General features: G+C 65.7%; 13 protein-coding genes and 1 tRNA gene. 11 read left to right on the plus strand and 3 right to left on the minus strand.

The genetic code is table 11. From position 1 onward, the window contains the following. Positions 1–161: 161 nt before the first annotated feature. The 8 genes from gltB to pyk all read left to right on the plus strand — a co-directional run bounded on the left by gltB (position 162) and on the right by pyk (position 11,099). On the plus strand, positions 162–4,766 hold the full coding sequence (gltB, locus tag QNN98_RS08025; protein WP_229959292.1) for a glutamate synthase large subunit: 4,605 nt from the start codon (positions 162–164) through the stop codon (positions 4,764–4,766). Next, complete coding sequence (locus tag QNN98_RS08030; RefSeq protein ID WP_283996745.1) at positions 4,759–6,216, plus strand: glutamate synthase subunit beta; 1,458 nt, start codon at positions 4,759–4,761, stop codon at positions 6,214–6,216. Before gltB ends, QNN98_RS08030 begins: the two co-directional genes overlap by 8 nt. A 168-nt stretch (positions 6,217–6,384) precedes the next feature. Next, positions 6,385–6,735 carry a PadR family transcriptional regulator gene (locus QNN98_RS08035; RefSeq protein WP_283996746.1) on the plus strand — a complete coding sequence of 117 codons (351 nt, stop codon included), beginning with the start codon at positions 6,385–6,387 and terminating at the stop codon, positions 6,733–6,735. 2 nt (positions 6,736–6,737) lie between these two features. Further along, positions 6,738–7,103, plus strand: a complete 366-nt coding sequence (locus QNN98_RS08040) for a DUF1048 domain-containing protein (RefSeq protein ID WP_283996747.1) — start codon at positions 6,738–6,740, stop codon at positions 7,101–7,103. 54 nt (positions 7,104–7,157) lie between these two features. Next, positions 7,158–7,937, plus strand: a complete 780-nt coding sequence (locus QNN98_RS08045) for an ABC transporter ATP-binding protein (RefSeq protein ID WP_283996748.1) — start codon at positions 7,158–7,160, stop codon at positions 7,935–7,937. After that, complete coding sequence (locus tag QNN98_RS08050) at positions 7,934–8,701, plus strand: ABC transporter permease (RefSeq protein ID WP_283996750.1); 768 nt, start codon at positions 7,934–7,936, stop codon at positions 8,699–8,701. The genes QNN98_RS08045 and QNN98_RS08050 overlap by 4 nt, the downstream gene beginning before the upstream one ends. Positions 8,702–8,810: 109 nt before the next feature. After that, a complete protein-coding gene (locus QNN98_RS08055) occupies positions 8,811–9,371 on the plus strand; it encodes a hypothetical protein (RefSeq protein WP_283996751.1) in 561 nt (186 codons plus the stop codon). Positions 9,372–9,587: 216 nt separating this feature from the next. After that, positions 9,588–11,099, plus strand: coding sequence for a pyruvate kinase (pyk, locus tag QNN98_RS08060; protein WP_227911170.1), 1,512 nt, complete (start codon positions 9,588–9,590; stop codon positions 11,097–11,099). An 85-nt stretch (positions 11,100–11,184) separates the two neighbouring features. Here pyk and QNN98_RS08065 read toward each other — a convergent pair whose 3' ends face one another. Next, on the minus strand, positions 11,185–11,796 hold the full coding sequence (locus QNN98_RS08065; protein ID WP_227911171.1) for an ANTAR domain-containing response regulator: 612 nt from the start codon (positions 11,794–11,796) through the stop codon (positions 11,185–11,187). A 124-nt stretch (positions 11,797–11,920) separates the two neighbouring features. On the opposite strand from QNN98_RS08065, the gene QNN98_RS08070 reads away from it, so the two are divergent. Next, positions 11,921–12,005 (plus strand) — tRNA-Leu (locus QNN98_RS08070). Positions 12,006–12,095: 90 nt separating this feature from the next. Here QNN98_RS08070 and QNN98_RS08075 read toward each other — a convergent pair. Beyond that, positions 12,096–12,710 carry a DUF1349 domain-containing protein gene (locus tag QNN98_RS08075; RefSeq protein WP_283996752.1) on the minus strand — a complete coding sequence of 205 codons (615 nt, stop codon included), beginning with the start codon at positions 12,708–12,710 and terminating at the stop codon, positions 12,096–12,098. A gap of 162 nt (positions 12,711–12,872) precedes the next feature. Here QNN98_RS08075 and QNN98_RS08080 point away from each other — a divergent pair, with 162 nt between their 5' ends. Together QNN98_RS08080 and QNN98_RS08085 are read left to right on the plus strand one after the other, a co-directional pair. Further along, the gene (locus tag QNN98_RS08080; RefSeq protein WP_283996753.1) at positions 12,873–13,025 is read left to right on the plus strand and encodes an NUDIX domain-containing protein; all 153 of its coding nucleotides are present in this window, start codon (positions 12,873–12,875) and stop codon (positions 13,023–13,025) included. Then, positions 13,022–13,492 (plus strand): NUDIX hydrolase, encoded by a 471-nt coding sequence (locus QNN98_RS08085; RefSeq protein WP_283996754.1) that lies wholly within the window; start codon positions 13,022–13,024, stop codon positions 13,490–13,492. Before QNN98_RS08080 ends, QNN98_RS08085 begins: the two co-directional genes overlap by 4 nt. 37 nt (positions 13,493–13,529) lie before the next feature. Here the strand turns inward: QNN98_RS08085 and QNN98_RS08090 are convergent, their stop codons facing one another. Then, entirely contained in the window at positions 13,530–14,282 is a 753-nt protein-coding gene (locus QNN98_RS08090) for a MerR family transcriptional regulator (RefSeq protein ID WP_283996755.1), read from the minus strand. Between the last annotated feature and the right edge of the window lie 51 nt (positions 14,283–14,333).

A 14,333-nucleotide genomic window follows, 5' to 3' on the forward strand; every position in this document is an offset into this window, starting at 1 on the left:
ACCCCCGACTCCCAGCGAAACCGGAGCAATTTCCGGGTTCGCGGGGCAGTAGCGAGCCGTAGACTCTATAAACGCCGCGGAGCGTCCCCTCAGTGGATTCCGCCGTGGGGCCAGCGCTGTCCCCTCCCGACGCTCTAATAAGGGGGAAGGACTCACTTCTTATGACTGATTCCCTGTATGGTTTTTCCGGCTCCGGTTCTGCCGAATCCGTTGTCTCACCCTTCACCCGGTTTGCCGCGCTCCCCGGAGACGCCGGGCTGTACCGCGCCGGCAACGAAAAGGACGCCTGCGGCCTGGCGGTTATCGCCACCCTGCGCGGTGAGCCCACGCACGGGATTGTCGACGCCGCCCTCACCGCCCTGCGCAACCTCGAACACCGCGGCGCCGTGGGCGCCGATGAAGGCACCGGCGACGGCGCCGGACTGCTGACCCAGGTTCCCGACGAGTTCTTCCGTGCCGTGGTGGACTTCGAGCTGCCCGCCGCGGGAGGCTACGCCGTCGGCACCGCCTTCCTGCCCACCGAAGACCGCGAGCAGGACACTGCCCGCGCCGGTGTGGAAGCCATTGCCGAGTCCGAGGGCCTGCAGGTGCTGGGATGGCGCGAGGTACCCATTGTCGCGGACCTGGTGGGCGCCATGTCCCGGGCCTGCATGCCGTACTTTGTCCAGGTCTTCCTGGCACCCGCCGAGGGGACGGGGGCTTCGGACCTGGATGCCCGCGCCTTCCGCGTTCGCAAGCGTGCGCAGAACAAGTTCGGCGTGTACTTCCCTTCGCTGTCCTCTCGGACCATGGTCTACAAGGGCATGGTCACCACCGCGCAGCTGGAACCCTTCTTCCCGGACCTCTCCGACCCGCGCTTCAAGACGAAGCTGGGCATTGTCCACTCCCGCTTCTCCACCAACACCTTCCCGTCCTGGCCGCTGGCCCAGCCGTTCCGCACCATTGCCCACAACGGGGAAATCAACACCGTTAAGGGCAACCGCAACTGGATGCGGGCCCGGCAGTCGCAGATGAAGAACCCGCTGTTGGGGGAGACCCCCGAAGAGCTGTTCCCCATCTGCACCCCCGGCGCGTCCGACTCCGCGTCCTTCGACGAGGTGGCCGAACTGCTGATGCTCTCCGGCCGGCCCATCACGCACGCGATCATGATGATGATCCCCGAGGCCTGGGAAAACCACGCCACCATGGATCCGGCCCGCCGCGCCTTCTACCAGTACCACTCCATGCTCATGGAACCGTGGGACGGCCCCGCGGCAGTGTCCTTCACCGACGGCACGCAGGTGGGCGCGGTACTGGACCGCAACGGCCTGCGTCCGGCCCGCTACTGGGTCACTGATGACGGCCTGGTGGTCCTGGCCTCCGAGGTGGGCGTGGTGGACATTGATCCGGCCAAGGTGGTCCGCAAGGGCCGCGTCTCCCCGGGCAAAATGTTCCTGGTGGACACCGCCGAGGGCCGGCTGATCGAGGACGAGGAAATCAAGTCCGAAATCGCCGCCGCCAACCCGTGGGCGGAATGGGTCCGCGAGAACCAGGTCCGGCTGGAGGAACTGCCCGAACGTGAGCACGTGCTGCACACCAAGGCCTCGATCAACCGCCGTCAGCGGACCTTCGGCTACACCCAGGAGGAACTGCGGATCCTGCTGGGCCCGATGGCCCGCACCGGCGCCGAACCGCTGGGTGCCATGGGTTCCGACACCCCCATTGCGGTGCTCTCCAAGCGGCCCCGGCTGCTCTTCGACTACTTTGTGCAGTCCTTTGCCCAGGTGACCAACCCGCCGCTGGACGCCATCCGCGAGGAACTGGTCACCTCCATGCAGGCCTCCATCGGCCCCAACGGCAACCTGCTGTCCCTGAAGCAGGTGAAGACCAGCCAGATCGCGCTGAAGTTCCCGGTCATCAACAATGACGAGCTCGCCAAGATCGCCAACCAGACCGATGACGACGGCGACCGGATCGCCTTGAAGGTCCGCGGGCTCTACCGGCCCGAAGGCGGCGAAGCCGAACTGCGGGCCCGGCTGCGCGAAATCAGCGAAAAGGTCTCCGGGGCGATCAACCGCGGGGTGCAGTACATTGTGCTGTCCGACCGCGACTCCAACGCCCAATGGGCGCCCATCCCGTCCCTGCTGCTGCTCTCCGCCGTGCACCACCACCTGCTCAAGAGCGCCAACCGCACCAAGATTTCCCTGCTGGTCGAAGCCGGCGACGTCCGCGAGGTCCACCACGTGGCCGCGCTCATCGGCTACGGCGCCTCTGCGGTGAACCCGTACCTGGCCATGGAAAGCTGCGAGGAACTGGTCCGCAACGGCGACATCACCGGTGTCACCCCGGACGAGGCGGTCACCAACCTCATCAAGGGCCTGGGCAAGGGCGTCCTGAAGATCATGTCCAAAATGGGCATTTCCACCGTCGCTTCCTACTGCGGTGCCCAGACCTTCGAAGCCCTGGGCCTGGGACAGGAACTCGTGGACGAGTTCTTCCACGGCACCCAAACCCAGCTAGGCGGCGTCGGCCTGGACGTCATTGCCGCCGAAACCGCCGCACGGCACGCCGACGCCTACCCCAGCGACGGCGTGGAGGAACCGCACCGCGCCCTGGACAACGGCGGGGAATACCAGTGGCGCCGGGAAGGCCCGCCGCACCTGTTCAACCCCGAAACCGTCTTCCGCCTCCAGCACGCCACCCGGGAACGCCGCTACGACGTGTTCAAGGCGTACACCAGCGGCGTCAACGACCAGTCGAAGAACCTGATGACCCTGCGCGGGCTGCTGGACTTCCGGCTTGGGGACCGGCCGGCCGTGCCGCTGGACGAGGTGGAGCCCGTCTCCAGCATCGTTCGGCGTTTCTCCACGGGCGCCATGAGCTACGGGTCCATTTCCCAGGAAGCCCATGAAACCCTCGCCATTGCGATGAACCGGCTGGGCGCCAAATCCAACACCGGCGAGGGCGGGGAAGACCCGGAACGCCTGCTGGATCCCGAGCGCAACTCGGCCATCAAACAGGTTGCCTCCGGCCGGTTCGGCGTCACCAGCCTGTACCTGACCAACGCCCAGGACATCCAGATCAAGATGGCCCAGGGCGCCAAGCCCGGCGAGGGCGGCCAGCTGATGGCGCAGAAGGTCTACCCGTGGGTGGCCCGCACCCGGCACTCGACCCCCGGCGTCGGCCTGATCTCCCCGCCGCCGCACCACGACATCTACTCCATCGAGGACCTCGCGCAGCTGATCTATGACCTGAAGCGGTCCAACCCCAGTGCCCGGGTGCACGTAAAGCTGGTTTCCGAAGCCGGCATCGGCACCGTGGCGGCCGGCGTGACCAAGGCCAAGGCCGACGTCGTACTGGTTTCCGGGCACGACGGCGGCACCGGCGCCTCGCCGCTGAACTCCCTCAAGCACGCCGGCGCCCCCTGGGAACTCGGCCTGGCCGAAACCCAGCAGACCCTGATGCTCAACGGGCTGCGGGACCGCGTGGTGGTGCAGGTGGACGGGCAGCTGAAGACCGGACGCGACGTCGTTATTGCCGCACTGCTGGGCGGCGAGGAATTCGGCTTCGCCACCGCCCCGCTGGTGGTTTCCGGCTGCGTCATGATGCGCGTATGCCACCTGGACACCTGCCCCGTGGGCGTAGCCACGCAGAACCCCGAACTGCGCAGCCGCTTCACCGGCAAGCCCGAGTTTGTGGTGAACTTCTTCGAGTTCATTGCCGAGGAAATCCGCGAAATCCTCGCCGAACTGGGCTTCCGCAGCCTGGAGGAGGCCATTGGCCGCACCGAGCTGCTGGACACCGCGGCAGCCATCGACCACTGGAAGGCCGACGGACTGGACCTGGAACCGATCCTGCGCGGCCCGGAAGTGGATCCGGGGGCGCCGCTGCGCAACATGGTCCCGCAGAACCACGAACTGGACCTGCACTTCGACAACAAGCTGATCGAAATGAGCGCCGACGCCCTGAAGAACCGGGCGCCGGTGCGGATTGCGCTGGACGTGGTGAACACGGACCGTTCGGTGGGCACCATGCTCGGGCACACCGTCACCAAGACCTTCGGTACGGAAACCCTGGCGAGGGACACCATCGACGTAACCCTGACCGGGCAGGCCGGACAGTCCCTGGGCGCGTTCCTGCCGGCCGGGATCACCCTGCGCCTGCTGGGCGATTCCAATGACTATGTGGGCAAGGGCCTCTCCGGCGGGCGGATCATTGTCCGCCCCGAGCGGGGCAACGTGTTTGCCGCGGAGCGCAACGTGATTGCCGGCAACGTGATCGGCTACGGTGCCACCAGCGGCGAAATGTTCCTCAGCGGACAGGTGGGCGAACGCTTTATGGTCCGCAACTCCGGGGCCACCGCCGTCGTCGAAGGCATTGGTGACCACGGTTGCGAATACATGACCGGCGGCCAGACCCTCATCCTGGGCCCGACCGGCCGGAACTTCGGTGCCGGCATGTCCGGCGGCACCGCCTTTGTGGTGGACCTGGACCCGGCGCGCGTGAACAAGGAGTCGCTGGAACGCGGCGAGCTGCGGCTCGAAGCTCCGGACGCCGAAGACATCGACATTGTCCGGGCACTGCTGATCCGCCACCTGGAGGAGACCGGGTCCGATCTGGCCCGGAAACTGCTGGAGAACTTCGAGGACACGGTGTCCCGCATAACCAAGGTGCTGCCGCGTGACTACGCAGCAGTGCTCGGCGCCCGCGCCTCCGCCGCCGAAGCGGGACTCGATCCCGACGGCGCCGAGGCCTGGACTCAGATTTTGGAGGTTACCGGTGGCTGACCCACGCGGATTCTTGAAGGTACGCGATCGCGTTACCCAGCCCCGGCGCCCCGTGCCGGTGCGGATCATGGACTACAAGGAAGTCTATGAGGCGCAGGAAAAGGGTGTGCTGCGGGCCCAGGCCGGGCGCTGCATGGACTGCGGCATTCCGTTCTGCCACCAGGGCTGCCCGCTGGGCAACCTCATCCCGGAATGGAATGACCTGATGTGGCGGGACAAGGGCGCCGAGGCCATTGAACGGCTCCACGCGACCAACAACTTCCCGGAGTTCACCGGACGGTTGTGCCCGGCACCATGCGAGGCGTCCTGCGTGCTCGGCATCAACCAGCCGGCGGTCACCATCAAGCAGGTGGAAGTCTCTATTATCGACGAAGCCTGGGGCGAGGGGTGGGTGACCCCGCACCCGCCGGAGCGGTTGACGGACCGTACCATCGCCGTCGTTGGTTCCGGTCCCGCCGGGCTGGCCGCCGCCCAGCAGCTGACCCGCGCCGGGCACACCGTGGCCGTGTACGAACGGGATGACCGGATTGGCGGGTTGCTGCGCTACGGCATCCCGGACTTCAAGATGGAGAAAATCCAGGTGGACCGCCGCCTGGAGCAGATGCGCGCCGAAGGCACCCGGTTCCGCACCGGCGTCGAAGTAGGCAAGGACATCAGCTGGGAGCAGCTGCGCCGCCGCTACGACGCCGTGGTTATTGCCACCGGCGCCACCGTACCGCGGGACCTGCCCATCCCCGGGCGGGAACTGTCCGGCGTACATTTCGCCATGGACTACCTGGTGCAGTCCAACAAGGCCGTGGCCGGGGACAAGGTGAAGAACCAGATTGATGCCCGCGGCAAGCACGTGGTGATCCTGGGCGGCGGCGATACCGGTGCGGACTGCCTCGGCACCGCCCACCGGCAGCAGGCCGCCTCGGTAACCACCCTGGCGATCGGCCAGCAGCCGCCGGCGGAGCGGGCCGCGCACCAGCCGTGGCCGATGTTCCCCACGCTGTTCGAGATGGCCAGTGCCCACGAAGAAGGCGGCGAACGCACGTACCTGGCGTCCACCGTGGAGTTTGTGGGGGAGAGCGGGAAACTGACCGGGGTGAAGGTGGCTGAAACCGAGTTTGTGGACGGCCTGCGCGTGCCCAAGGCGGGCACCGAACGGATCATTCCCGCGGACCTGCTGTTCCTGTCCCTGGGCTTCACCGGTCCGGAGCCGGCCGGACTGGCCGAGCAGGTATCCGCGGAGTTTGATGACCGAGGCAACGTGGCCCGCGACGGCTACTACATGACCGGCACCACCGGAGTCTTTGCTGCCGGCGACGCCGGACGCGGGCAGTCCCTGATTGTATGGGCCATCGCCGAGGGGCGTGCCGCAGCGGCCGCCGTCGACCAGTGGCTGATGGGCAGCACCCGGCTGCCGGCACCCGTGGCACCCACCGACCGGGCGATCACCGTGTTGTAGGACTTCCTTGGATACGCAGCAGGCGCCGGCACAGTCCGGCGCCTGCTGCGTATCCGGTGCACGCTCCGAACAGCCGGCGAAAACCCTCCGGACAACCCCTTGCCACCTCGCTACTCAGTGTTACTATTTAGTGGTACTCAGTAAGACTAGATAGTGAGGGGGCAGCCGGTGGCGAAGCAGATGACCGAGATGCTCAAGGGCACGCTCGAGGGCATTGTCCTGGCGATCCTTGCGCTGAAACCCGCCTACGGATACGAGATCACGGCCCGGCTGCGCGAAGCGGGGTTCTCCGACATTGCAGAGGGCACCGTTTATGCGCTCCTGATCCGGATTGAAAAACGCGGACTGGTCGACGTTGAGAAGATCCCCTCGGAGAAGGGGCCGCCGCGCAAGGTCTACAGCTTGAATCTGCGGGGCTCCGAGTACCTCGCAGAATTCTGGAGCAGCTGGAGTTTCCTCGAGGAACACCTGGGCCGGCTCCGCCAGCTCGTTGAAAACCCGCCTCAAGAAGGAGCATAACCATGGCCGCACGATGGATTGAGCAGGTGACCGGCTCTTTTGAGGACAAAAAACGCTGGCACCGCTACAAGGAGCGGAAAGCACTTCTTCCAGCCCCCTACCGCACGGCAACGGACGGGCTGGAACGCTACATCATGTACGCGGGCGCCATCTCCAAGGGGGACGTGCTGGCGCAAATGCTGGAAGACCTCGCTGACCTGATGGAGCAGGGCGCGGCCGACGGCGTTCCGGTCCGCGGGATTGTTGGTGAAGATCCGGTGGACTTCGCCGAAACGTTTATTGCCAACTATGCGGACGGGCAATGGATCAGCAAGGAGCGCCGGCGGCTCATCGATGCCATTGAATCGGCCGCCCAGGACCAGGCCTAGCGGCGGTCGGCCTCCGGATTGCCGGAGACCGGGCGCTGGGAACGGGAGAAAGCCATGGATACCCTGCACGCCCCGGGACCCGCTGTTCGGGTACAGGGCCTCAAGAAGTCCTTCAAAGAACAGGAGGTGCTTGGCGGCGTCTCCTTCGAGGTCAGCCCGGGCAGCGTGTTCGCCCTGCTCGGCTCCAACGGTGCCGGCAAAACGACGCTCGTTCGGATCCTTTCCACCCTGGCGAAAGCGGACGGCGGCAGTGCCGCGGTCTGCGGGTTCGACGTCGCGGCCCGCCCCGACGACGTCCGCCGCTCGATCAGCCTGACGGGACAGTTCGCGGCCGTGGATGAAGTACTCACCGGCCGGGAAAACCTGCAGCTGATCGCCAAGCTGCGGCATCTGGCGGATCCGGGGGAGGTGGCGGATGAGCTGCTGCACCGGTTCTCCCTGATGGAAGCAGGCCGGCGAAGAGTCGGCACCTATTCCGGCGGAATGCGCCGCCGGCTCGATATTGCCATGAGCCTGATCGGCAGGCCGCCGGTGCTGTTCCTCGACGAGCCGACCAGCGGGCTTGATCCGCAGGCCCGCACCGCGGTGTGGGAGACCATACGGGACCTGGCGCGGGGCGGTACCACCGTACTCCTGACCACCCAGTACCTCGACGAGGCCGAGCAGCTCGCGGACCGGATTGCGATCCTGAACCGCGGCACCATCATCCGAAGCGGCACGCTCGCCGAACTCCGCCAGCTCCTTCCGCCGGCCAAGGCCGAATATGTGCTGCGCCAGCCCTCCCTGGAAGAGATCTTCCTGTCAGTCACCGCGCCGGGAAAGGAACTGCCATGACCACCGCCGCCGCCTTCCGTGACACCCGGGCCCTAACCGGCCGTTCGCTGCGGCACATCCTGCGCAGCCCGGACACCGTTATCACCACGGTGATCACCCCGATAGCCCTGCTGTTGCTCTTCGTCTATGTGTTCGGGGGAGCGGTCGCTACCGGCCAGGACGGGCCCTACATCAACTACATGCTCCCGGGCATTCTCCTGATCACCGTTGCATCCGGTGTGGCCTATACCGCCTACCGGTTGTTCCTGGACATCCAAGGCGGAATCTTTGACCGGCTCCGGTCCATGCCCGTGGCCAAGTCCGGCGTCCTGTGGGCCCACGTGTTGACGTCGCTGACGGCCAACCTGGCGTCTGTCGCGGTGGTGATCGGTGTGGCGCTGCTGATGGGATACCGCACCGGCGCCTCGGCCTGGGCATGGCTGGGTGTTGCCGGCATCCTCACCGTGTTTACGCTGACGCTGACCTGGCTTGCGGTAGTAGCCGGGCTTACCGCCAAAACGGCCGACGGCGCGGGGGCGTTCAGTTACCCGTTGGTTTTCCTGCCGTTTATCAGTTCTGCGTTTGTTCCCACCGATTCGATGCCCGGTCCGGTTGCCTGGTTCGCCGAGAACCAGCCCGTTACTCCCATCGTGGAAACGCTGCGGGCACTTCTGGCCGGGCAGCAACCCGGTGCCGAATTGTGGAGCGCCCTGCTCTGGCTGGGTGCCGTCCTCGCCGCCGCCTACACAGCGGCGGCCGTTGCCTACCGGCGGCGGACCGGCTGATATTCCGGCACTGCGGCCCGCACCGCGGTACCGGCGGCGGCGCCGGATTCGGGTATGGTGTGGCATGCAATCGAGCACATCGATTTGACTGACATGGGGGCAGACTCAAATGGACGAATTTCTCACCTTCGCCGGCATCACCGGAGCGCTGTTGCTGGGACTCTTGACGCTGGTCTTTTACATGATGAACCGGGCCGAGGCGAGGGAATTGAACAAGGACCCGCTTCGCCCGCCGGTGGTGGTCCGGTTCCGGCCCAAGGCATTCTTCTGGCTGGTTGCCGCCATTGCCGGCGGCGCGCTGTACCTGTTCCTGGCTGTGACCATGTATCCGGTATGGAACGTGCCGAGCTACGCCGTGGGCCTGATCCTGGTGGTCCTGATCGGCGCCATCCGTCCCATCTATGCCGCGAAGGTCGGCCAGCCGTTTACGGTCGCTCCGGCAGGGGCGACGGGGGAGGCACCGGACGGGCTGCCGCTGCCGGCACCGGCGGGTACTGCTCCTATCCAGCAGCAGTACCCCGGCTACTACGCCGCCCCTGCCGGCACGGATGCCTTCGGGAACCCGCTTCAGACGCCGCCCGCACCAACTGCGCCGGTGCAGTACCCGGGCTTCTCCACGCCGTCGGACACCGGCCGTGACGCCGACGGCGGCCCTGCCCGAACCAGCTGACCCGCACGGGCTGCACAGATTCCCATCATCATTGGCGAAATTAGCCCTTCCGCAGCAGCAGGAGGCGCCGTATTTTTCGGATTGTGGGAATCTGTGCAGCCCGGGTATCTACCGCCGGGCCGAAATGACTGCATGGCGGTCCCGCAAGGTGCCCGCACTGTGAGACCCGCGGCCCGGTCCCATGCGCAAACAGCCAAGGCGGACTAGGCTAGGAATATGAGACGCGCAAAGATTGTTGCCACTTTTGGACCAGCGATCGCCAGCTACGAGAATACGGTAGCGGTTCTTCGCGCGGGCGTGAATGTCGCCCGTATGAACATGAGCCACGGCGACCACTCCGTACACAACGCCACGTATGAAAACGTGCGCAAGGCCTCCGCCGAGCTCGGGATGCCCGTAGGCATCTTCGCCGACCTCCAGGGCCCCAAGATCCGGCTGGGCCGGTTCACCGAGGAACCCCACTTCCTGAATGTGGGCGATACCTTCACCATCACCACCGAAGACATCCCGGGCACCCGGGAAATCTGCTCCACCACGTACAAGGGCCTGCCCGGCGACGTGAAGGTGGGCGATTTCCTGCTGATTGACGACGGCAAGGTCAAACTCCGCGCCGTTGACGTCACCTCCACCACCGTGGTCACCCAGGTGGTAGTGCCGGGCAACGTATCCAACAACAAGGGCATCAACCTGCCCGGCGTTGCCGTGAACGTTCCCGCCCTGTCCCAGAAGGATGAGGATGACCTGCGCTGGGCCCTGAACCGCGGCGTCGACATGGTTGCCCTGTCCTTCGTGCGTGACGCCGGTGACATTTCCCGCGTGCACGAAATCATGGACGAAGAAGGCCGCCGCGTACCGGTGATTGCCAAGATCGAGAAGCCGCAGGCCGTGGCCAACCTCGAGGAAATCATCGACGCGTTCGACTCCATCATGGTTGCCCGCGGCGACCTGGGTGTTGAACTGCCGCTGGAAGAAGTTCCGCTGGTGCAGAAGAACGCCATTGAGCTGGCCCGCCGCTGGGCCAAGCCCGTCATCGTGGCCACCCAGGTGCTCGAATCCATGATCGACAACCCCCGCCCGACCCGCGCCGAGGCCTCAGACTGCGCCAACGCGGTGCTCGACGGCGCGGATGCCGTCATGCTCTCCGGCGAAACTTCGGTGGGCAAGTACGCCATCGAAACCGTCGAGACCATGGCCCGCATCATCGAATCCACCGAGGAGCACGGCCTGAACCGCGTTCCGCCGCTGGGCTCCAAGCCGCGTACCCGCGGCGGTGCCATCACCCGTGCCGCCGTCGAAATCGCCGACCAGCTGGATGCAAAATACATCTGTACTTTCACCCAGTCCGGTGATTCCGCACGCCGCCTGTCCCGCCTGCGTCCGTCCAAGCCGGTGTTCGCCTTCACCCCCGTGGAGCAGACGTACCAGTACATGACCCTGTTCTGGGGCGTGGCTCCCAAGCTGGTGGACTTCGTCGAGCACACGGACCAGATGACCGCCCAGGTGGACCGCACCCTGCTCGAAGAGGAACTGGTGGAAGACAATGACCTGGTGGTCATCGCTGCCGGTTCGCCTCCCGGACAGGCCGGCTCCACCAACAGCCTGAAGGTGCACCGCGTGGGCGACATTGCCGACGCCGGCCAGCGCTACGAAGGCCAGGAGCGCATCAAGGAAAAGGTCGGCCCGTGGCCGGTCAAGGAAAGCAAGAAGGGCAAGGCCAAGGCCATCTAGCCTCCGCCGCCCGTACTGCACCTACAGGAAAGGTCCCGTCCAGATGGACGGGACCTTTCCTGTAGGTGCTTCGGTGTCTAGAAGATCAGTTGACCTGGTTGATGATGGTTTCGGCCACTTCACGCATGCTCAGGCGGCGGTCCATGGAAGTCTTCTGGATCCAGCGGAAAGCTTCGGGTTCGGTCAGGCCCATTTTGGTGGTCAGCAGCGACTTGGCGCGCTCCACCAGCTTGCGGGTGGCGAACTGTTCCTTCAGATCGCTGACCTCTTCTTCCAGGGCCTTGATTTCCTCATGGCGGGAGAGGGCAATCTCGATGGCCGGAATCAGGTCCGCCGGGGTGAACGGCTTGACCACATAGGCCATGGCGCCGGCCTCGCGGGCGCGCTCCACGAGTTCTTTCTGGCTGAACGCGGTCAGCAGCACTACGGGGGCGATGCGGGCCTTGACGATCTGCTCGGCGGCGGTGATGCCGTCCATCAGCGGCATCTTCACATCCATCAGCACGAGGTCCGGTTTCAGTTCCTTGGCCAGCTGAACGGCCTTCTCTCCGTTGTCAGCTTCGCCGACGACGTCGTACCCCTCACCGGTGAGGATCTCGACAATGTCGAGGCGGATAAGGGTCTCGTCTTCAGCGACGAGAACGCGGCGGGCCGGGGCGTTGGTGTTCGACGACGCGGACTCGGTGGACTCTGACACGGGTGGCTCCTCAGGTACGGTCTCGCCTGCCGGCGGACCGGCAGTTCACGTAATCAGCCTATCCGCATGTAGAGTTGTTTTGCGTCCAACACGGCAACTACCCGTTGTTCGTGACACAGGGCACGCCCGAATGGCGGAATTGGCAGACGCGCTGCACTCAAAATGCAGTATCGAAAGGTGTGTGGGTTCGAGTCCCACTTCGGGCACCAATTGTTGAAGAGGCACCCCGGTCTTCGGACCGGGGTGTTTTGTTTTGGCTGCGACCAGCGCCCTGTACCTCGTGGAAGGATCCATCTGCCCTAGTTGTCCGAAGTGGCGGGTCCGTGCCCGTCGTCGGGATGGAGGTCAATCCCGTGGGAGGGATTGATCCGGAAATCCGTAAAATCAACGCGCAGGGCAGCGCGGGTGGGGGAGCAGGCCAAGATTCCCGCCTGGCAGGGCCGGTCGTCCAGCGGGAGATACGCGAGCCGCAGGCTGCTCCACCGGGAGTCTGGCCCCTGCGGCTCCAGATACGACACGTGGATTGCATTGGCTTGCCGCGACAGTTGCAGGGTCACCTCATTCCTGCTGCTTGCCAGCGGCCTCAGCGACCAGTCAGACGTGCCGTTGGTGACCACCGTGCTCAGCTGCAGTGCGCCGTCGCTGTACTCCACCCCCGCCTTGACCCAGGTCCGCTCATTCGCCCGGACCATAAGGCCGGCCTGGTCATAGAGCGTGGTGAAGTCACCGCTAAACGTCACGGCCACTGTGAAGTCGCCCGTCACCTCCCGGTAGAAAAAATGTCCGCTATCCCGGATAAACCCATAGTGGGTTTCCCGCCAGAAGTCGGTCTCAAGGGCGGTATGAAGGGTTAGTGAGTCACCGTTGTCCTGCCACTTGGGCGGTTCGTTGAGCCACTTCATGCTGTTGAACATTTGCAGGCCTTCCTGACGGGATGCTGCCGCACGGCACGCCGCGAGCTTAGCCAATAATCCCGGGCCGGGCAGCTACGGAACACGAGCCGACGCGCAAGCAGCCGGCTGGGCTAGGCTGGAGCGCGCCTTGCCCGCATACCCGCCAGAGGAGAATGATCCGCCGTGTCCGAACGGTTCCAAGTAGTGCCGGCCAGCTGGGCCACCGCCGCCGCGGGGCATGTGGAGGCGGGGGAGTCCGCCGTGCAGGCCGCTGTCCGGGAGCGCCTGCGCAGCGGTGTACCGCCGATTGTCGCGTTCGGATTCGAGTACGCATGATCCACAGCGCAGGCCTCCTGCTGTACCGGCTGCAGTCGGACGGTCTCCAGGTCTGGATCGGCCACATGGGCGGGCCGTTCTGGGCCCGGAAGGACGAACACGCCTGGTCCGTGCCCAAGGGTGAATACCTGCCGGGGGAAGAGGAACCCCTGGCCGCGGCGCTGCGCGAATTCGGTGAGGAAATGGGGAGCCCGGCGCCGGCTGCTGAGTATGAGCTGCTGGGCAGTTTCCGCCAGTCCTCGAAAAAGACGATTACCGTGTTCGCTGCCGAGGCGGAATTCGCGCCGGAGCGAATAGCCAGCAACACGTTTGCCCTTGAGTGGCCCAAGGGCTCGGGCCGGGTCCGCGAGTATCCGGAGATTGACGACGCCGGCTGGTTCCCCGAGCCCGAAGCCCGGACCAAGCTCGTGAAGGGCCAGGCGCCGGTGCTCGACGCCCTGCTGCGCCGGCTGGCGGGGCAAGCCTAAAGGCTGAGGGATCCCCGGTCGGGGGATCCCTCAGCGGTTAACCCGCGAGGGTCTGCGCGTACGCAACCAGTGCGTCCCGGACAAACCGGGCACCGGAGGCGAACTCGCGGGTGTAGTGCGCCGCGAACCGTTCATCGGCGGCGTACATCTGCGCGAGGCCGGCCAGCATCTGCGGATCGAGCTGCCGCTTCCCGGCGCCGGCGGCAATCCATTCCGCGTGCCGCCGGGCAAGCTCCTGCACCTGCGCACTGTCAGGTGACAGCCCGCGGCGCTGCACGTCGTCCCAGGCATCCTGCAGGGAGGCGTGTTCGGCCGTGAAGCCGCGCTTGCCGGCGTCATCCAGGGAACGCCACCACCGGTCGGATTCCGCATAGGCCTCCCGGCCCCAGCGTTCCTCCACCTCCTCGCGGTACTGCGTGGAATCGAATCCTTCAAACATCTTTTCCGCCATGATTTCCTCTCCGCCTTCCAGGGCAGCCAGGGTTGAGCGCACGGCAGCAACCTGCGCCTGCAGCCGGTGCTGTTCGGCCTGCAGCTGGACCAGATGCCGGGCCAGGGCCGCGGCGTCGTCCTGTTCACCGTGCAGGACCTTCCGGATTTGCGGCAGCCCCAAGCCCAGGCCGCGCAGCAGCAGGATGCGCTGCAGCCGCACCAGGGCGTCCCGGTCGTATCGCCGGTACCCGTTGCTGCCTACCCGGCTGGGCGGCAGCAGGCCGATGCTGTCGTAATGGCGCAGCGTGCGGGACGTGGTCCCGGCAAGCTTCGCCACTTCCTTGATGGACAGATCCATGTGCCCTCCCCTTCGCTGTATCTCCAGCGTAGAAGTTGACGCAGCGTCAAG

This window comes from Arthrobacter sp. zg-Y1143 (assembly GCF_030125565.1).
Lineage (GTDB): Bacteria > Actinomycetota > Actinomycetes > Actinomycetales > Micrococcaceae > Arthrobacter_B.